This window comes from Polynucleobacter sp. JS-JIR-II-50 (assembly GCF_018687895.1).
Taxonomy (GTDB): Bacteria; Pseudomonadota; Gammaproteobacteria; order Burkholderiales; family Burkholderiaceae; genus Polynucleobacter.
Window position 1 is genome coordinate 580,116 of record NZ_CP061307.1, and the last position, 19,118, is coordinate 599,233.

Annotated in this window: 20 protein-coding genes; 16 read left to right on the forward strand and 4 right to left on the reverse strand. The window is 46.8% G+C overall.

The genetic code is table 11. From position 1 onward, the window contains the following. Positions 1-2 precede the first annotated feature (2 nt). Positions 3-1,499 carry a glycosyltransferase family 39 protein gene (locus FD963_RS03060; protein ID WP_215362900.1) on the reverse strand — a complete coding sequence of 499 codons (1,497 nt, stop codon included), beginning with the start codon at positions 1,497-1,499 and terminating at the stop codon, positions 3-5. 47 nt (positions 1,500-1,546) lie between these two features. On the opposite strand from FD963_RS03060, the gene FD963_RS03065 reads away from it, so the two are divergent. Further along, positions 1,547-2,344, forward strand: coding sequence for a DUF3047 domain-containing protein (locus FD963_RS03065; RefSeq protein ID WP_215362902.1), 798 nt, complete (start codon positions 1,547-1,549; stop codon positions 2,342-2,344). A gap of 50 nt (positions 2,345-2,394) precedes the next feature. On the opposite strand, the gene FD963_RS03070 is transcribed toward FD963_RS03065, so the two are convergent. Continuing rightward, positions 2,395-4,662, reverse strand: a complete 2,268-nt coding sequence (locus tag FD963_RS03070) for a cation-translocating P-type ATPase (RefSeq protein ID WP_215362904.1) — start codon at positions 4,660-4,662, stop codon at positions 2,395-2,397. A gap of 51 nt (positions 4,663-4,713) precedes the next feature. Here FD963_RS03070 and FD963_RS03075 point away from each other — a divergent pair, with 51 nt between their 5' ends. From FD963_RS03075 to FD963_RS03140, 14 genes are all read left to right on the forward strand, one after another. Further along, positions 4,714-4,908: a heavy-metal-associated domain-containing protein gene (locus FD963_RS03075; protein WP_371818484.1), complete on the forward strand. Its 195-nt coding sequence runs from the start codon at positions 4,714-4,716 to the stop codon at positions 4,906-4,908. A gap of 66 nt (positions 4,909-4,974) precedes the next feature. Then, positions 4,975-5,622, forward strand: a complete 648-nt coding sequence (locus tag FD963_RS03080) for a DUF47 domain-containing protein (RefSeq protein ID WP_215362906.1) — start codon at positions 4,975-4,977, stop codon at positions 5,620-5,622. An 80-nt stretch (positions 5,623-5,702) separates the two neighbouring features. Further along, positions 5,703-6,644, forward strand: coding sequence for an anion permease (locus FD963_RS03085; protein ID WP_371743885.1), 942 nt, complete (start codon positions 5,703-5,705; stop codon positions 6,642-6,644). Positions 6,645-6,774: 130 nt separating this feature from the next. Next, entirely contained in the window at positions 6,775-7,863 is a 1,089-nt protein-coding gene (gene apbC / locus FD963_RS03090) for an iron-sulfur cluster carrier protein ApbC (RefSeq protein ID WP_215362908.1), read from the forward strand. 32 nt (positions 7,864-7,895) lie between these two features. Further along, positions 7,896-8,411 carry a DUF3305 domain-containing protein gene (locus FD963_RS03095; RefSeq protein WP_251367282.1) on the forward strand — a complete coding sequence of 172 codons (516 nt, stop codon included), beginning with the start codon at positions 7,896-7,898 and terminating at the stop codon, positions 8,409-8,411. Then, positions 8,411-8,977: a DUF3306 domain-containing protein gene (locus FD963_RS03100; protein WP_215362912.1), complete on the forward strand. Its 567-nt coding sequence runs from the start codon at positions 8,411-8,413 to the stop codon at positions 8,975-8,977. The genes FD963_RS03095 and FD963_RS03100 overlap by 1 nt, the downstream gene beginning before the upstream one ends. 11 nt (positions 8,978-8,988) lie before the next feature. After that, positions 8,989-11,079: a 4Fe-4S binding protein gene (locus FD963_RS03105; protein WP_215362914.1), complete on the forward strand. Its 2,091-nt coding sequence runs from the start codon at positions 8,989-8,991 to the stop codon at positions 11,077-11,079. Beyond that, positions 11,076-11,726, forward strand: a complete 651-nt coding sequence (locus tag FD963_RS03110) for a molecular chaperone (RefSeq protein ID WP_215362916.1) — start codon at positions 11,076-11,078, stop codon at positions 11,724-11,726. Before FD963_RS03105 ends, FD963_RS03110 begins: the two co-directional genes overlap by 4 nt. A gap of 115 nt (positions 11,727-11,841) precedes the next feature. Continuing rightward, entirely contained in the window at positions 11,842-12,063 is a 222-nt protein-coding gene (locus FD963_RS03115; protein WP_215362918.1) for a hypothetical protein, read from the forward strand. 67 nt (positions 12,064-12,130) lie between these two features. Further along, positions 12,131-15,109, forward strand: coding sequence for a formate dehydrogenase subunit alpha (locus tag FD963_RS03120; protein WP_215362920.1), 2,979 nt, complete (start codon positions 12,131-12,133; stop codon positions 15,107-15,109). Positions 15,110-15,136: 27 nt separating this feature from the next. Next, complete coding sequence (gene fdh3B / locus FD963_RS03125) at positions 15,137-15,793, forward strand: formate dehydrogenase FDH3 subunit beta (protein WP_072582988.1); 657 nt, start codon at positions 15,137-15,139, stop codon at positions 15,791-15,793. Next, positions 15,793-16,029 (forward strand): hypothetical protein, encoded by a 237-nt coding sequence (locus FD963_RS03130; protein ID WP_215362922.1) that lies wholly within the window; start codon positions 15,793-15,795, stop codon positions 16,027-16,029. The genes fdh3B and FD963_RS03130 overlap by 1 nt, the downstream gene beginning before the upstream one ends. A 47-nt stretch (positions 16,030-16,076) precedes the next feature. Further along, positions 16,077-17,132 (forward strand): formate dehydrogenase subunit gamma, encoded by a 1,056-nt coding sequence (locus FD963_RS03135; protein WP_215362924.1) that lies wholly within the window; start codon positions 16,077-16,079, stop codon positions 17,130-17,132. 9 nt (positions 17,133-17,141) lie between these two features. Next, entirely contained in the window at positions 17,142-17,432 is a 291-nt protein-coding gene (locus tag FD963_RS03140; RefSeq protein WP_215362926.1) for a hypothetical protein, read from the forward strand. On the opposite strand, the gene FD963_RS03145 is transcribed toward FD963_RS03140, so the two are convergent. Next, positions 17,433-18,140: an ATP-binding cassette domain-containing protein gene (locus tag FD963_RS03145; protein WP_215362928.1), complete on the reverse strand. Its 708-nt coding sequence runs from the start codon at positions 18,138-18,140 to the stop codon at positions 17,433-17,435. Next, positions 18,133-18,828, reverse strand: coding sequence for an ABC transporter permease (locus tag FD963_RS03150; protein ID WP_215362930.1), 696 nt, complete (start codon positions 18,826-18,828; stop codon positions 18,133-18,135). The genes FD963_RS03145 and FD963_RS03150 overlap by 8 nt, the downstream gene beginning before the upstream one ends. 66 nt (positions 18,829-18,894) lie before the next feature. Here FD963_RS03150 and FD963_RS03155 point away from each other — a divergent pair, with 66 nt between their 5' ends. After that, entirely contained in the window at positions 18,895-19,095 is a 201-nt protein-coding gene (locus FD963_RS03155) for a (2Fe-2S)-binding protein (RefSeq protein WP_215362931.1), read from the forward strand. Positions 19,096-19,118 lie beyond the last annotated feature (23 nt).

Consider the following 19,118-nt stretch of genomic DNA (forward strand, 5'->3'; position numbering starts at 1 on the left):
AATTACTCCGATTGGTCAGGGCCTTGCCAATGACTGCAAAGACTAAAGTCAAATTTTGATAAAACTCTGTCAAATCGGATGATTTCTAGGCTATCAAGGGGCTCACAGGCCTGAAAGGCTGATTTATTGCCCACCGGTATAGGGTATGGCATGCCAGACCAGTTAATCAAGAGAACGTTTGCCCCTTTTGGTAAATCCCCAAACCAGAGATCAAACTGATCCTGTCTCTGGTCTAAAACATAAACTGGCGTAGGTGAAGCGTACCAAGCAGCTCGACTGCCTAAAGTCCAGTTTTGAACAGCAATGCCATTGGCTTTAGTGGCCTTAGCAAGGTCTGCTGCTTTTTGACCCGCCGCCTTCCAGCCATATAAATCAGCAATCGGATTGGATTTGATTGGGGCCGAACTAATACCACCTAACAGCACGTATCCAAAGCCGATGCAACACAGGGCAATTTGAATGAAAAATAAAATACGAATCCAATAACGATGTTGTGTAGCCCAAGCTTTTGCTAAGCCAATTCCGGCAAATGGCGCGAGACAGAACCATGCGGGTGAAGTCCAGTGGGGAAGCCCACCTCCGCCAGAGAGGCTGACAAAAATTGCAAATGGAATCAAAAAGAATCCGAAGAGCGCAAGCAACGACAGCTTTGTTGCATGCATACAGTCTTTTAAAAACACAACAGATCCTAAAATAAAAAGAGGACCAAAGACCAGTATTTGAATGCCGATATAAGCACCTAGCCTGCGCCAGAGCCATTCTCCGCCGCCGCCATGGGCAAGCTGATATTTAAATGAAATCCAATCATTAGCCCAATTCCAATACAGGACGGGTGTGATTAGCAGTAGGGCGCTTAGCGCAGCAATCCAAAAACCCGCTTTCGTGATCCATGGTTTTCTTGGTGTACTCAGAAATACCAATAGCAATGCAAGCGCAGTAAAAGCGGCTGTATATTTGCTTAAGCCAGCTAGGCCTAATAAGACGCCAGTAATAATCCAATCGCCGATGCTAAATTGGTCTTTACTTAACCAACGCAAAGCCATCCACATCAGACCAAGACTTAATGGCGTAAGTAAAGTATCCGGTAGTAAACCAATTGCCAGAATGTGCAACATGGGTGCAGCGATAACAGTTAAGACCGCCATTAGTCCACATAAGTTTACTGATGGCAGTGCACTGGTGAGATAGCCGGCGTTGCGCCCACGAATAAAGTGGTGCACTTCAACCGTAACTTCATAAACTAGGTAAGAAGAGAGAATCCACAGCAACTCTGGGATGAGGCGAATGATGCCTTCAGAAGAAGTGAGTGCTACCAAGGGCCACTGAATCCAACCCACCAACGGTGGGTGATCAAAATAACTCCAGGCTAAATGTTGGGCATAGAGCGCATAGTGGGCCTCATCAACTGAAAACTCTATTGAAAAGCCCATGGCTAGGTGCACTACCGCGGCAATGAGGATGCAGATTGCGGCCCAGCTGGAAGGTGATTGTTGGCGCATGCGATGATTTTAGACTCACAAAGACCATTCTTTGGGACAATTAAGGGATGATCAAGCAAGCTCTCTTACTTTTAATCCTTAGCGCAGTCGTATTTTTGACTGGATGTGCAGGGCTTGGTGGAGATTCTGTGCAAAACGAGGCAGGACAGGCATTTAATGTGGATCAATTGCCAGCGCAAGAGGAGTTGCCAAAGTTCTCGGCTGAAACTGCGCGTGCTGGCATGCCTAATGGTTGGAATTTTTACCGCATTGCACCTTTTAAAAAGAACACGGTGTATCGCCTGGAAAACTATCAAGGCAAAACAGTGCTTAGCGCTAATTCCAAAACATCCGCATCCGGATTGGCTGTGAAGTTGCGTCCTCGTCAGGTAAATAATTTGTGGCTGCAGTGGGAATGGAAGGCCATCAACCCAATTGTGAATGCTGATAATACGGATGCTTACGCAGATGATGCTCCGCTACGTATCTTGGTTGCATTCGATGGTAATAAGTCAAAGTTACCCTTAAAAGAAAAAATGACTTTTGAAATGGCCAATCTTATTAGCGGCCAAGAAATGCCTTATGCCACGCTAATGTATATCTGGTCTGGAAAGTCCCCTGTTGATACCATTATTCCAAATGCGCATACCTCTCGCATCAAAATGATTGTGGTAGATTCCGGTTGGGATGGTTTGGATCAGTGGCACAAGCATCAGCGCGATTTAGCGGCTGACTATAAGCGTGCCTACGGTGAGAGCCCTGGTCAAGTCATTGGTATCGCCTTACTCACCGATACAGACAATACCAAATCAGAAGCGCGTGCGTATTACGGTGACATTGAACTCATTCGCAAGAATCCAAAATAAATTACTTCCAAATAAGTAACAATATGCGAGTAAGCAATGCTTCTTATTTGTTAATGCACAGGACGCCAGCGCTTGAGTAGTAAGGCATTGCTAAGAACGCAGAAGCTCGATAAAGCCATGGCGCTGCCAGCTAGCATTGGCGAAAGATATCCTAGTGCGGCCAAGGGAATGCCGGTGGCATTAAAGATAAAAGCCCAAAATAAATTTTGCTGAATCTTTCTCCAAGTCCGCTTGGAGATATCAATAGCATTAGCCACCAGAGTGGGGTCGCCTCGCATTAAGGTAATGCCGGCAGCTTGCATGGCCACATCAGTGCCAGTAGACATTGCCATGCCCACATCTGCAGTGGCCAAGGCAGGCGCATCATTCACACCATCTCCTACCATTGCAACAAATTGACGCTCATCATCTTTTGATTGGAGTTGACGAATGATTTCTGCTTTACTGCTCGGCATAATTTGCGCAAATACTTCTTGAATGCCAATCGTTTTGGCAACACGATTAGCGGCAGCTAGATTATCGCCAGAAAGCATTACTGCTCGAATATGTAGATGCTGCAGTGAGGTAACCGCCTCCTGAGCGTTATCTTTGAGTTCATCTCCAAAGGCAATGATCGCAATAGGTGAGGAGGGATTTTCTTGATTCATTAATACCGAGACAGTTTGACCGGCATCAAAACAGGCTTGTGCCTTTGCAAGTATTGCGGAGTAGTGGGAATTGCCTTCTAACGATGCAACGCTTTGTAGGTTCTGACTAAGGCCCAGGAAAACGCCAGCGCTTGGTCTGCCGCTAATGCCAATACCGGGCAGGGCTTTGCTGTCTGTTGGTGTGATGGGATTTAAGCCCCTTTGTTTAGCGGCATCTAGTAGTGCTTTTGCAAGAGGGTGCTCACTACCAAGCTGTAAACCTGCTGCACTCGCGAGAATGTCATCAACCGCATATGAATCGCCAAAAGGAATAATTTCTAGCAGTCTTGGTTTGCCAATGGTGAGGGTGCCAGTCTTATCGAAGGCCACTACATTTAAGCGATGTGCCAACTCTAATACCTGTGGATCTTTGATGAGGATTCCAAAGCGCGCTGCCACGCCAGTTCCTGCCATGATGGCTGCAGGTGTTGCAAGACCCAGTGCACATGGACATGCAATAACGAGAACTGAGACTGCGCGCAGTATGGCTACGGATGCAGAATCCAAATAAAACCAGTTCGCTAACCCGGTAATAAGCGCAATCACAATCACACTAGGAACAAAGATCGCGCTGACTTGATCGACTAATTTTTGGATGGGTGCTTTTTGGGTTTGCGCATCTTCTACCAAAGAAATGATTTTTGAGAGAACGCTTTCAACGCCTACCGCCTGGGCCTCGACCACTAATAGGCCTTCCCCATTGAGTGAGCCGCCAATGACCTTTTCACCAAGATGCTTTTTGACAGGGTCGCTTTCTCCGGTAAGGAGGGACTCATCAACCTGGCTGTTGCCAAGTAAGATGATTCCATCTACCGGTATACGTTCGCCTGGCAACACTAAGATGCGATCTTTAGGGAATACCTGATCTAGAGGAAGATCTCGAAATTGGTCTAATGCAGAGTTCTCACTGATAACAATATTGCGCTCGATGACTTTGGCATGTTCAGGCCATAGCTTTTGCAAGGCGCGTATTGCTTCACTAGTTTGTTGCTTGGCTCTGGCTTCTAACCATTTACCAAGCATGACCATGCAGATAATGACAACTGATCCTTCAAAATAGAGCTCGTGACTTGCATGAGGTAGTGCAATCATTTGATACACACTTAATCCGTAGGCTGCACTTGTGCCGAGCGCGACCAATAAATCCATATTGCCAACACCCGACATCAGAGATTTGAAGCCTGCTTTATAAAAGCGCCAACCTAAAAAGAATTGTACTGGCGTTGCAAGTAATAGTTGCCATGTTGGTGAAAGTGACCAATGAATGCCAAAGGGCATCAAGAACATGGGTAGAAAGAGTGGGGCTGACAAAGCAAAGCCCAAAACGACCCGACCTAGGCCATCAGCTCCCCAGAACAATTTAGATGGGGCTAACTCAGGAATGCCGTGGTGCGCACTGATTTTGGCTGAATAACCTGTTTTTTGTACCAGAGCGATGATGTCATCGATTTTGACTTCAGAATTGGCTTTTATACGAATTTTGGCTTGTTCAGTTGCCAAATTCACACTGGCGGCCTCTACGCCGGGAATCTTGTCTAAAGCCTTTTCAACCCTGCCAACACAAGAGGCACAGGTCATCCCGCCGATATCTAGAGTAAATAGCTCTGAATTAGTGTCTTTTTGGGGATTCATATAGAAGATAATCTACTCTATACAAGCCATATTCAAATTAAAAAGGCCTATATGTTGAGTTTCAAAGTATCCGGAATGACCTGTGGGGGCTGCATTAATGCCATAACTCGGGCAGTTCAGGCCCAAGACCCTCAGGCTAAAGTTCAGGCAGATTTGGCAAGCCAGACTGTAACCCTCGAAACCACTCTATCTGCCGCGCAGGCGAGCCAGCTCATAACAGATGCTGGCTTTCCAGTTGTTCAATAACAATTGTTTAGAATGTCGGCAAACCTAACAAAACCCGTAGTTTTTGTTCCCAAAGGATCGTGATTTATGTTCTTCAGCAAGTTAATGCCTCACGATGGTAATTTCTTCGAGCTTTTTAATGAGCACGCTAGTAATATCGTTTCTGCCTCCGAATCTTTTTTGAAGTTTGTCGAGCATTACAGCGACGAAGTATTGCGTGCAAAGTACACCCAAGAGGTTGATAAGGCAGAGCATGCTTGTGACGATGTTGTTAAGGAAGTGCATCGTCGTTTGCACAAGACTTTCATCACCCCTATCGATCGTGACCAAATTTTTTCACTCATCAATACGATGGATGACGTAGCTGATTTATTGCAAAACGGTACTGAAGCAATGCATTTGTATGATGTAAAACAAATGACGCCAGAGATGTTGCAAATGGCAGAGCTTTGTAATCAGTGCTGCATCAGCATGAAGAATGCCGTTGCTACATTAAAAGATATCTCCGATCCAGAAGTGGCCAAAGCGGCATTAAAAACTTGTGATGAAATCGATCACCTGGAGTCTGGGGCTGATCGCCTGCTATCTACCGCGATTACTAGATTGTTCCGGGAGGATATCGAAGTACGTGAGCTGATTAAGTGCCAGCGTATCTATGAGTTGCTCGAGGAAGTTACCGATAAATGTGAAGACGTTGCCAACTTGGTTGAGGGCATCGTTCTTGAAAACTCTTAAGGCGAATTAAGTTGCCAGCGACAGAAGTAGCCTTTTGGGTTGTAGCGCTATTAGTAGTGTTAGCTCTTGCATTTGATTTCATGAACGGCTTTCATGATGCAGCTAACTCCATTGCGACCGTAGTTTCTACTGGTGTTTTAAAGCCACAGCAGGCGGTAGTATTCGCTGCCTTCTTTAACTTTCTTGCCATCTTCATTTTTCATCTCAGCGTGGCTGCCACGGTTGGTAAAGGCATTGTTCACCCGGCTGCGGTTGATTTGCATGTCATCTTTGGCGCTTTGGTAGGGGCAATTATTTGGAATGTGGTTACTTGGTATTACGGCATTCCATCTAGCTCATCTCATGCTTTGATTGGCGGTTTAGTTGGAGCGGCATTGCCAAAGGCAGGGGTGGATGGCTTGGTTTGGTCCGGAATCATCAAAACCGTTTCCTTTATTTTTATTTCTCCGCTAGTCGGCTTCTTGCTCGGCTCCTTGATGATGTTGTTGGTGGCCTGGGTTTGCAAAAACGCTAACTTAGCAAAAACAGATCGCTGGTTCCGCCGCCTGCAGTTAGTTTCTGCCAGCGCCTATAGTTTGGGTCATGGCGGCAATGATGCTCAGAAGACCATTGGCATTATTTGGCTCTTGCTCATTATTACGGGGTACGCAGAAGCTGGCGCCAAGATGCCTCCGACCTGGACCATTATTTGTTGCTATATCGCCATTGCGATGGGCACGATGTTTGGTGGTTGGCGCATTGTAAAAACCATGGGTCAAAAGCTGACAAAACTCAAACCAGTAGGAGGCTTCTGTGCTGAGACTGGTGGCGCCATTACTTTGTTTGCAGCAACAGCCTTGGGCGTTCCTGTTTCGACTACCCACACAATTACTGGGGCTATTGTTGGTGTTGGTTCTACCCAAAGGGCAAGTGCAGTTCGCTGGGGAGTCGCTGGAAACATCGTTTGGGCCTGGATCTTCACCATCCCAGCCACTGCTTTGATGTCGATGGCAGTCTATTATCTGAGTTTGCTGATTTTCTAATGCGGTAAATAGAAGGTGATCAAAGTCACTTTCAGCAAATATTGGCTGCTACGAGTAAGCTAGCGCTAATTAAGAAAATACTAAAAAACCTAGAAGTCCATTCTAGGTTTATCCATATTAGGAGAATGTAGTGTCGGTTACACCAGAGTTGGTACAGGCAGCGCTAAAAAATTTGGTTGATCCCAATACGAAGATCGATTTTGTCTCGGCTAAAAATATTAAAAATCTCCGCGTAGAAGATGGCAATATTTCTTTGGATGTTGTGTTGGGCTATCCTGCTAAAAGCCAGTTTGACTCGATTCGTAAATCGGTAATCAATGCTTTGCGTGAGTTATCAGACGTCAAAAATGTGAGCGTCAATATCTCTAGTCAAATCGTTGCGCATGCCGTTCAACGTGGCGTGAAGTTATTGCCCGGTGTAAAAAATATTATTGCAGTGGCCAGTGGTAAGGGCGGCGTGGGTAAATCAACAACGGCCGTGAATCTGGCTTTAGCTCTTGCAGCTGAGGGCGCGCAGGTTGGCATTTTGGATGCCGATATCTATGGACCAAGTCAGCCAATGATGCTGGGCATTACCGGTAGGCCAGACTCTATTGAAGAAAATACGATAGAGCCAATGGAAGCCTATGGTTTGCAGGCAAGTTCGATCGGTTTCTTGATTGATGACGACGCACCCATGGTGTGGCGTGGTCCAATGGTGACTTCAGCGTTGGAGCAGTTGCTTCGCCAAACCCGTTGGCGTGATCTTGACTACCTGATCGTAGATATGCCGCCTGGCACGGGCGATATTCAATTGACCTTGGCGCAAAAGGTTCCCGTTACAGGATCAGTCATTGTTACCACGCCTCAAGATATTGCTTTGCTAGATGCTCGTAAGGGCCTCAAGATGTTTGAGAAGGTGGGTGTACCCATCATTGGCATTATTGAAAACATGAGTACTTACGTTTGCACTAAATGTGGACACGAAGAGCACGTATTCGGTACTGGCGGCGGTGAAAAAATGTGTAAAGAGTACGCGGTAGATTTCTTGGGCTCCTTGCCCTTAAACCTTTCGATTCGTGAGCAGGCTGATGCCGGGCGCCCAACAGTAGTGGCTGATCCAGATGGCGCTATTAGCGCTATCTATAAAGGCATTGCTAGACAGGTAGCCATTCGTGTTGCTACTCTATCTAAAGATATGAGCAGTAAATTTCCGAACATTGTGGTTCAAAACACCTGAGGCTCTGAACATTTATGCGCTTTGCAGTACTAATGCGTAAACAGAATATTGACAACCCATGGGTCTCGTTCCGCTGGGTGCCTCAGGAAGTGTTGCCTGATTTTGGGCAATTCAATAGTCAACAAAGTAAATCCATTGTGGGTCAGTTTCTTGGGCGCGATGCCGATGGTGAATCCTGGCTATTTACAGGCTATGAGCTCGATCTCTTTCCGGACGAGGCTGAGGGTTACTATCTCAATGTTTCCGCTACAACGCCCGCATGGTTTGTCATGTGGCGCTTAGAAGAAGATATTGAGCGTTATATCGATGAGCAGTCGCTCTCCTTGGCAAAATCTGAAGCTTCGTTTGCAGTGCCTCATCGCATTTGTGTCAGCTATAACGAAGCGGCTCGCTTGCTCGATGGTGGTGAGTCGGTTGATACGATACCGCTGAGTGAGCAGCATGCGTCATGGTTGCAAGAGTATGTCAATGACAACTATCGGCCGGAACCCAAAAAACGCCATAAGCCTGCTTCATTTAAGGGTGCGCAACGCCCTATGGAGGAATAATGGCCGATGGATTTCTGGGGCGTTGGTCTAAACGCAAAGCTGGTAAAGAAGATGTTTCACCAGAAAAAAAAGTAGAGGTTCCTAGAGAGGCTGATCAGGCTCCACTCGTTGAGGGTGCTAAAGAGGCTGCACCTCCGCCAGCTACCCTAGAGGATGTAGTCAAGATCGATCGTTTCGATCCAGACTTTTCTGCTTTTATGAAACCGGATGTAGATCCCGCTGTTCAGCAGGCTGCTTTAAAGAAAATGTTTACCGATCCCCATTTCAACATCATGGATGGGTTGGATATTTATATTGATGACTACAGCAAACCGGATCCACTGCCACCTGGAATGCTGGAGAGGATGGTGCAGAGCGATATGCTCAACCTTTTCCGCAAATCGAGCGAAGAGCTTGCTCCAGAATCTCAGCAAAGCGTAAACCCAGCGCCTGAACCGCGTCTTGAGGGCCACACATTGGCAGGCGAACAGCAAACTGATTTAACATCCACACAACAAAAACCTGCAGATCAGTTGGAAGAAGTACCCAATAAGGTATCAATAGAGTCTGAACAGAAAAAAACCTAAGAAGATAGCGCATGAGTCAAAAATTAGTCTGCAACTGTAATGGCACCATGCCTTTGGATGCAAAAGCTATCGGGGTTCCGATTCATCAATCCTTGTGCAGGCAGGAGGTCGGCTCTTTTTTAAAGGCGCTAGATGGTTCTGATTCTCTAGTGATAGCGTGTACTCAAGAGGGCGCCCTTTTTAGTGAGCTCGCTGACCAGGCTGAAAAGCCATTAGTTGCGCCACTGCGTTTTGTCAATATTCGTGAAGTAGCTGGTTGGACTCAAGAAGCTAAAACATCCGGACCTAAAATTGCTGCATTGTTGGCCTTAGCTGATATGCCAGAGGCTGAACCTGTTCCTGTTGTGAATTACGAAAGCCAGGGTAGGTTGTTAATTATCGGCGCTGGTTCACAAGCCATTCCTTGGGCCGAAAAATTAAGCCCATCATTAGATGTTTCAGTCTTATGTACGCAGCCTGGCGACTTGCCGCTGACCCGTAGCTACCCAATCTTTACTGGCGCAGTAACCAAGTTAGATGGTTACCTAGGAAACTTTTCAGTAAATTGGGATTTGCAAAATCCGATTGACCCGGAGATGTGTACTCGCTGTGGGGCCTGTGTTGAAGTGTGTCCGGAGGGCGCCATTGATCTCTCCTTCCAGATTGATTTAGGTAAATGTAAATCCCATCGTGACTGCGTTACTGCATGTGCCAGTATTGGTGCCATTTCTTTTGATCGTAAAGAGCGCGAGCGTAATTCAGAATTCGATTTAATTTTGGACTTACGTGCAGATTCCAAAATGCGTATGAGTCAAACACCGCAGGGTTACTTTGCCCCCGGTGTTGATCCCTTGGAGCAGGCGCTGGCAGTCAATCAACTCTCTGAGATGGTGGGAGAGTTTGAGAAGCCTAAGTATTTTGCCTATAACGAAAAAATTTGTGCTCATGGTCGCAATGGCAAAGTCGGTTGCAGTGCTTGTATTGATGTTTGTTCAACAGGCGCTATTGGTTCAATCTTTAAAAATGGCCAAGGTTCTGTAGAGGTCAACCCAAATCTTTGTATGGGTTGCGGAGCGTGTGCAACTGCATGCCCTTCCGGCGCAATGCGTTATAACTACCCAAGCGTTGCACATCAGGGCAAAGAGCTCAAAACGGTAGCGAGCGTCTTTACCGCCGAAGCTAAAAAGATTAATCAAGCGATGGCCCCCAGCTTGCTTTTGCATACCCTAAAAGCGGGTACGCAAATGATTGATGGCTTGGGCAGATCGGCGCATGTCATGCCAAAGCAATTCGAAGGTCTCCCTGCATTTGTGATTCCTTATGGCATTGAGCATATTGCCTCTACTGGTTTGGACTTATGGCTTGGTGCGCTGACGTATGGTTTTGCGGAAGTGACTTTGCTATTAAGTGGAGACGAGGATCCTGCATATCGCGCAGTACTTGAAGAGCAGGTAGTTTTAGCAAATAGCATTCTGAATGCGTATGGCTTTGACGATCGCATTCATCTGATCTTAGCTAGTTCTGCTGAAGATATAGCGACTGTGTCTAAAGTGATGGGCGCATTGCGTCAGCGTGGATCGCTTGGCCCGATCTGTACTCCCGCAAGCATTGGCTTATCGAATCAGAAACGCGAAACGCTTGAGGCAGCGCTAGAGCATTTGCAAAAACAAGCGAAGACTCCATTGCCGGAGATGGGCGCAGTACTTCCAAAGTCTTCCTTATTGGGTGGTCTAGCAATTAACAAAGATGCTTGCACCTTATGTATGTCTTGTGTCAGCGGTTGCCCTGAAGGTGCGCTTTTAGATAATCCCGATGAACCCATTCTTTCTTTTATTGAGAAGCAGTGTGTGCAGTGCGGCATCTGTGTGCAAACCTGTCCCGAGAAGGCCTTAACCCTTGCGCCTCGTTTGCAAACGGTTGAGCAGCGCAAGCAACGGACGACCCTGAATGAAACCCAGGCATTCCATTGCATCAGCTGCGGCAAGCCTTTTGGAACCCTCAAGATGGTTGATTTGATGCTTAGCAAGCTTGGTGCGCATGGTGCTTTTGCTGGTGCGGCAATGGACCGATTGAAGATGTGTAGTGATTGTCGAGTGGTAGATATGGTGAAAAAAGAAACATGAGCGAAATTACGAAAGAAGCAGCAAAAGAGAATCTATCGGCCGAAGTAGGTGATGTAGGCTTGCCTGAGGATTTGGCTAGGGCGGATTTATATGGCTTGATTGCCCGCTTTTTTCAGATGCCACCCGATCAAGCGCTTTTGGATCAAATTGCCGCTTCCGCCGATCAACCAGATGCTGCTGATGAGGCGCCCTTGGCTAAGGTTTGGATGGACGTAGTGGAGGTCGCTAAAAACAATCCTGCAAAGGCTTGGCATGAAGAGTTTGATTTGAATTTCATCAGCGTTGGTAAGCCGAATGTCGTTTTGAATGGCTCTTTTTACATGGCGGGCCATCTAAATGAAAAGCCCTTGGTGAATATTCGCAAGGCTTTAGAGGGTTTTGGGCTTGAGGCCGCAGAAGAGGTGACTGAAACTGAAGACCATATCTCGGCCCTCAGTGAGGTCATGCGTTATCTCATTGCGGGGGATGACGTGGAGATCTCAAACCTTACAAATCAAAAGGTTTTTTTCAATGAGCATATTCGCCCTTGGTATGACGAATTTTGCGATGCAATAGAGGGTATTCCTGAGATGCATCTCTATCACCCAATCGCTGCGCTAACTAGAGAATTCCTCGCAATTGAAGGGCAAGGCTTTGACATGATTTGATGTTGCACCGCAATATAAATATTGTCTTAATAACTAATAGTTACGCCAATATGTCAAAAATGCGATTTCCTATTACACTTGACCCAAATCAAGAATAATTCCATAGGAGCATGCAATGACCGTCAAATCCAAGGTTGCTTTAAGCGAAGAAAATAAGCCGTCGCGCCGTAAGTTCTTTATTGGTGCAGGCGCTGCAGTTGGAGCCGTCGCTGTAGTAAGTCAAACCCCAGTTGGTAAAGCGGTTATCCAAGAAATCAGTGGTACTAAAGCTGTGCAAGATGTGGGTCAAACGATGACTGCTCACATGCGTAAGTACTACGAATCCACATTGATTTAACCATCTCAGTTTCACTATTGCTTTTACTGTTTCAACATAAATAAAAAAACTTTCTCAGGGACAACATATGAGTCTGACTCGTAAATCCAATACCCCACAAAGCAGTCGCTCTACATCGCGCTTGATCGGTAGTCTGTCACGCGGCTTAAAAGCTGCTGTTCCAACGATGGATCGCCGCACATTCCTCAAGCGCTCAGGCGTAGGAGTCGGCGCTGGTATAGCCGCTAGTCAATTGAGTTTTGTGCAAAAAGCATCTGCTGAGCAAAGCAAGGCAATGCTAGACGGCAAGGGTAAGATTGAAGTTAAGAGATCTATTTGTACGCATTGTTCTGTAGGATGCGCAGTAGATGCTACCGTTGAGAATGGCGTATGGGTTCGTCAAGATCCAGTCTTTGATTCCCCAATTAATATGGGTGCTCACTGCGCTAAAGGCGCTGCCTTGCGTGAGCACGGACATGGTGATTACCGTTTGCGTTACCCAATGAAGTTGGTTGATGGAAAGTACCAACGCATTTCTTGGGATCAAGCCTTAACTGAAATTACAGCTCAGATGAAGGATATTCGCCAGAAATATTCTCCGGATGCGATGTTCTTCATCGGCTCCTCCAAACACAATAATGAACAGTCCTACTTACTCCGTAAGTGGGTCTCTTTCTTTGGCACAAACAATACAGATCATCAAGCTCGTATTTGTCACTCCACAACAGTAGCGGGTGTTGCAAACACCTGGGGCTATGGTGCGATGACCAATAGCTACAACGACATGATGAATGCCAAGGCTGCTTTGTACATTGGTTCAAATGCGGCTGAAGCACACCCAGTTTCGATGTTGATGCTCTTGCATGCAAAAGAGAATGGTTGCAAGGTGGTTGTAGTAGATCCGCGCTACACACGTACTGCTGCAAAGTCAGACCAGTACATCCGCATTCGTTCTGGTACTGATATTCCTTTCTTATTCGGCATGCTGTATCACATCTTTAAAAATGGCTGGGAAGATAAGAAGTACATCAACGACCGTGTTTATGGCATGGAAGAGATTCGTAAAGAAGTGATGGAGAAGTGGACTCCTGCCGCAGTTGAGGAGGCTTGTGGTGTACCTGAGGCTCAGGTTTACCAAGCCGCTAAAACCATGGCAATGAATCGTCCTAGTACCGTTGTTTGGTGTATGGGTCAAACGCAGCACACTATCGGTAATGCGATTGTGCGTGCTTCCTGCATCTTGCAATTAGCTTTAGGTAACATAGGTAAGTCTGGTGGCGGTACTAACATTTTCCGCGGTCACGATAACGTTCAGGGTGCAACTGACGTTGGCCCTAACCCAGATTCATTGCCTGGTTACTATGGTTTAGCTGCTGGCTCATGGAAGCACTTCTCAACAGTTTGGGGTGTTGACTACGAGTGGATTAAAGGCCGTTATGCGCCCGACATGATGGAGAAATCGGGCACCACCGTGTCTCGTTGGGTTGATGCTGTTCTCGAGAAGAATGACATGATTGACCAGCAGACTAACGTAAAAGGCTTGTTCTTCTGGGGTCATGCTCCGAACTCACAAACGCGCGGCCTCGATATGAAGCGTGCGATGGATAAGTTGGATCTCTTGGTAGTCGTTGATCCGTATCCAAGCGCTACCGCTGCAATGGCAGCAATGCCTGCTGCAGAAGGTCAAGCGGTTAATAAGAATCGCAATGTGTACTTATTGCCTGCTGCAACGCAGTTTGAAACTTGCGGTTCAGCGACAGCTTCCAATCGTTCATTACAGTGGCGTGAGAAAGTAATTGATCCATTGTTTGAATCTGTTCCTGACCACGTGATCATGCAAGCTTTTGCTGACCGCTTAGGTTTCGGCGAAGAGTTGTCTAAGAACTACAAAATGCTCAGTTCCAAATTTGCTGGTAAGCAATGGAAAGAGCCGCAAATTGAAGACATCCTGCGCGAGATTAATCGCTCTTGCTGGACTATTGGATACACAGGCCAAACCCCTGAGCGCCTCAAGGCTCACATGAGAATGGTGGCAACCTTTGATCCGAAGACCTTGAAGTCTCGTGGCGCTGTTGATCCAGTGACCGGATATGACACCACTGGTGACTACTATGGCTTGCCTTGGCCCTGCTACGGTACGGCAGCAATTAAGCACCCAGGCTCACCAAACCTATATGACACAAGTAAGAGTGTCATGGAGGGCGGTGGTAACTTCCGCGCCAACTTCGGTGTTGAGCGTGAAGGTGTCAGCTTGCTTGCTGCAGACGGATCTCACTCCAAGGGTGCCGCAATTACTACTGGCTACCCAGAGTTTGATCACGTGTTTGTGAAGAAATTGGGTTGGTGGGATCAGTTAACTGAAGACGAGAAAAAACTCGCTGAAGGTAAAAACTGGAAGACTGACTTATCTGGCGGTATTCAGCGCGTGGTAATGAAGAATGGTTGTCATCCGTTTGGTAACGCCAAGGCACGTGCAGTGGTTTGGAACTTCCCAGACCCAGTTCCAATTCACCGTGAAGCGCTCTACAGTACAAACGCTCCAATGATGCGTAAGTACCCAACAGCTGCCGATAAGAAAAACTTCTGGCGCTTGCCAACCCTCTATAAAACTGTTCAAGATCAAAACTTGAATCAGAAGTTATATGAGAAGTTCCCAATCATTCTGACTTCAGGCCGTTTGGTTGAGTACGAAGGCGGTGGTGATGAGACTCGTTCTAATCCATGGTTAGCAGAGCTCCAACAAGAAAACTTTGTGGAGATTAATCCTAAGGCTGCAGCAGATCGTGGCATTAAGAACTGGGATTATGTTTGGGTGAAATCACCAACGGGTGCCAAGATCAAAGTGCGCGCATTGGTTACTGAGCGTGTTGACCAAGGAACTGCATTCGTGCCATTCCATTTTGCTGGCTGGTGGCAGGGCGAAAATATTCGGAAGTATTACCCAGAAGGTGCTGCCCCAGTAGTTCAGGGAGAGGCGGTTAACACTGCAACTACTTATGGTTATGACATGGTGACGATGATGCAAGAAACGAAAACCACAATGTGTCAAATCGAGAAATTTGCCTAAGTCAAAAAATAAGGTCAGGAGAACACAATGGCAAGAATGAAATTTATTTGCGACACGGAGCGATGCATTGAGTGCAACGGTTGTGTCACAGCCTGTAAGAATGAAAACGAAGTACCTTGGGGTGTTAATCGTCGTCGCGTTGTAACGGTGAATGACGGCATCATTGGTCAAGAAAAATCAGTCTCAGTTGCTTGCATGCACTGTAGCGATGCTCCTTGTATGGCCGTATGCCCAGTAGATTGTTTCTACCGCACGGACGAGGGTGTTGTTCTGCACGATAAAGATATCTGTATCGGTTGCGGTTACTGCTCATTTGCTTGCCCATTTGGCGCACCACAGTTCCTCAGTAAAGGCGCCTTCGGCTCCCGCAGCAAAATGGATAAGTGCACATTCTGTAGTGGTGGCCCAGAAGAAAACGGCAGCGTTGCAGAGTTTGAAAAGTATGGCCGCAATCGTTTGGCAGAAGGCAAGTTACCACTTTGCGCTGAAATGTGTTCTACCAAGGCATTGATTGGCGGCGATAGTGATGTTATTAGCGGCATCTTTAATAATCGTGTTGCAACGCGTGAGAAGAATGGCAAGTACCCAGGATCCAAAGCTTTTGGTTGGAATACTGCTTACGGTGGGCCGGATGCACCAGCGCCTACGCCAACGCCCGCTGCAAAAATTCCAGGGGCTCAATAATGAAAGTCAATTTCAAAACTCTCGGCTTGTGTTTTGCAGCAGCAGCTTTGTTGGGGGCTTGCTCTGAGCCTCCAGAAATTGCTGCTAAAGCTGCTAAACGTCCAGATGTTGCCCCTTATATGGGTGCCAATAATGGATTTATGACTAAGAATTGGACGCCGGGAAACCAGGCTAGTTGGACTGAGTCGATTGACAAGCGCAATCAAGCTCAAAACGAATACAGTCGCGTTAAGTGATCAACTAAATAACAATAAATAAAACGAAAACGTTTAAGGACATGTGTATGAAACGATCATTTTCTAAAGTTCTACGCACTTTGGTAGTGGCTGCAGGTTTGTCACTCACTCTAGCGAGTGGTATGAGCTTTGCTGAACGTGCACCGATGGCGCCTTTGCCTTCTCCAAGTGGAGTGGATGTGCCTGCTGCATCTGTGCCGGCAAATCCAAATGCTTTGGCCAATGGAACTCAAGCGCAGGCTCAGCCCGCAAACCCATCGATCTTCATGGCACCAAACAGCGATCCGCAAAACTACGTCAGTATTCCGGATAAGCAGGCGGGTGTTTTAATCCAACGTGCCGGTCAAGAATGGCGCGTGATTCGTAACGGCATCATTACCGTTTACGGCGGCTGGTTATTGGCCATTGCTTTCTTTGGAATTATTGCTGTGTACACCCTCAAGGGCTCAATCAAACTACATGAGCCGTTGTCAGGCATTAAAGTGAAGCGTTTTAGTGCGTTGGACCGCATCACTCACTGGGTGATGGCCTTTAGCTTCCTAGCCTTGGCGTTTACTGGTTTGATGATTTTGTATGGAAAATATTTTGCAATGCCATTGATGGGCGGTGTCGCATATGGCTCCTTTTTGTTTGTTTGCAAGAATATCCATAATTTTTCCGGCCCATTATTTACTCTTAGTATTGTGATTTTCTTTTTGCTCTTTGTCGGTAAAAATATTCCAGAAAAAGGCGATCTCAATTGGCTGTTAACTTTTGGTGGAATGTTTAGCGGCAAGCATGTGCCAGCAGGCTTCTTTAATATGGGTGAGAAATTTTGGTTCTGGTTCGGCATGACTTTCTTGGGTCTGGTAATTTCTGCTTCAGGATTTGTGCTCGACATGATCGTGCCGTTTATGCAGATAGAGTACCTGCGTGGCACGATGCAAATCGCCAACATCATTCATAGTAGCGCTGCAATCTTAATGACTACCATGGCGATGGGCCATATTTATATTGGTACCATTGGTATGCAAGGCTCAATCGACGGAATGAAGACCGGCTATGTAGATGCTACTTGGGCTAAAGAGCACCATGAGCTCTGGTATGACAAGTTAAATAAATAAGGACGAGCCATGAAAAAAATCATTGCTTTTACATTCTGCGCATTCGCTTCTGCATCATCTTTTGCGACTCTTCCACCTTTGACGCCGGAAGCTCAGGCAGCAGCAGATTTGGCTAAAGCAAAAACTGCCTACGGCGATAAGGTTGGCGCATATCAACTCTGTCAGGCTCAAAACCGGGTTGCTGATCGATTTAAGGTCTCCGGAACTGCGGCTCCAGCTGCCTGTATTGCACCACCACCATTTGTTCCACCAGTTGCAGCAGCTGCTCCTGCTGCTCCAGCAGCACCCGCTGCCAAGTAATTAGTCAGCGAGTAACTCTTGTTGTAAGTAGCGTTTAGCTGCTGGTGTTTGAGGATTGTTAAAGAAGGGGCCTACGGGTCCCTTTTCTTTTATTTCCCCTTGGTCAATGAAGATAATGTGCTCAGCCAGTCTTTGCACTTGGGCAAGTTGATGGGATGAAAAAATCACATCTACTTCCTGTCGATCAAATTGACGGATCAACTCTTCAACCTGTTCGGTGGTCTGGGGGTCGAGATTGGCGGTCGGCTCATCCAGTAAAACCAAATTGGGTTTTTGAAGAATAGCTCTTCCAAGGCAAACCTTTTGTCTTTCACCTGCAGATAATTTATGCGCTGGGCTATTGGCAAGCCCGCTTAAACCTACTTGCTCAATCACTCGGTCTACATCAGCATTTTTAATGGACTCATCCGCGTCACAAACCATTGCGATATTGGTTCTAGCTGATGCTTTGATCATCGGCGTGTGATGCAAAACCAAAGCCGTTTTTGTTTTAAACGAGTAACTCACTGTTCCACTATCTGGCTTGACGAGCCCATCTAGAAGTTTCAGAAGAGTAGTTTTACCAGCGCCATTGGGGCCAATACAGGCAGTAATTCTGTCTGCTGGAATGAGGGCGTGCGGGATGTTCAGAATGGTTCTGCCATTGCTTTTGACAATGATGTCTTTGAGCTCAATGAACTTTTCAAAAGTTTCCATTGCATTAACCATAGCGGTGCTCCGCAATTTGGCGAACTGCAAAGGTAAATAAATTAGCCAGAAGAACAATGGTAAGTAAGACGATGCCAAGGGCGAGGGCCAAAGGTAGATCACCTTTGCTGGTCTCTAGCGCAATCGCAGTTGTCATTGTTCTGGTGGAGTGATCAATATTGCCGCCAACAATCATGACCGCTCCAACCTCGGATATGGCTCTGGCTAGGCCAGCAAGCACGGCAATAGTCAGCGAGAAACGGCAATCCCATATCAGCCATTTAAAGCGGGAAATGGGTGGCAATTTGAGGCTCAGAAAGGAATCTCGATGTATTTTCCAAGAGTCCTCGAGTATTTGGCGGCTAAGGGCGGCGATTAAGGGGGTTGTGAGCAATGTTTGAGCCACAATCATCCCCTTCACTGTAAATAGCCAGCCCCACATGCCAAGGGGCCCTGTACGTGACAGCATGAGGTATACCAGCACGCCAACTATGACTGTAGGCACACCCATGAGGGTGTTCAGGGTCACAATGATGGTTTTTTTACCTGCAAAACGTTCGGTTGCTAGAAGGGCGCCAATCGGCAGGCCCAAAAGCGTTCCAACCAGTAGGGCGGTAAGGCTGACCTGTAGAGAAACCCAGACAATCCCCGTTACACCGCCATCTAAATGGGAGAGCAGGGAAAGGGCGTCTTGAAAAGCTTTTAACATGCGCTTGATTCTATCAAGGCAATGGCAAAATGACTGTAATGAGATTGATTCCCCTATTTTTGACCTATGGCTGAAGTGGTTTGCCTCTGTAATGAGGTCCTCGACGTGGATTTGCGCGAATATTTGGATGCTCACCCGATAGACTCAATTGATGAGTTGCGGGAGCAGGCATCCATTTGCAATAAATGTATGCAGTGTCAGGATTTGGTCGAAGGCGAAATCTACTTAGCGCGCGTTCGACGCCAACGTGCTGCAGATCAGTTTTGATGAGCTCTAATAAAACTCCCCGT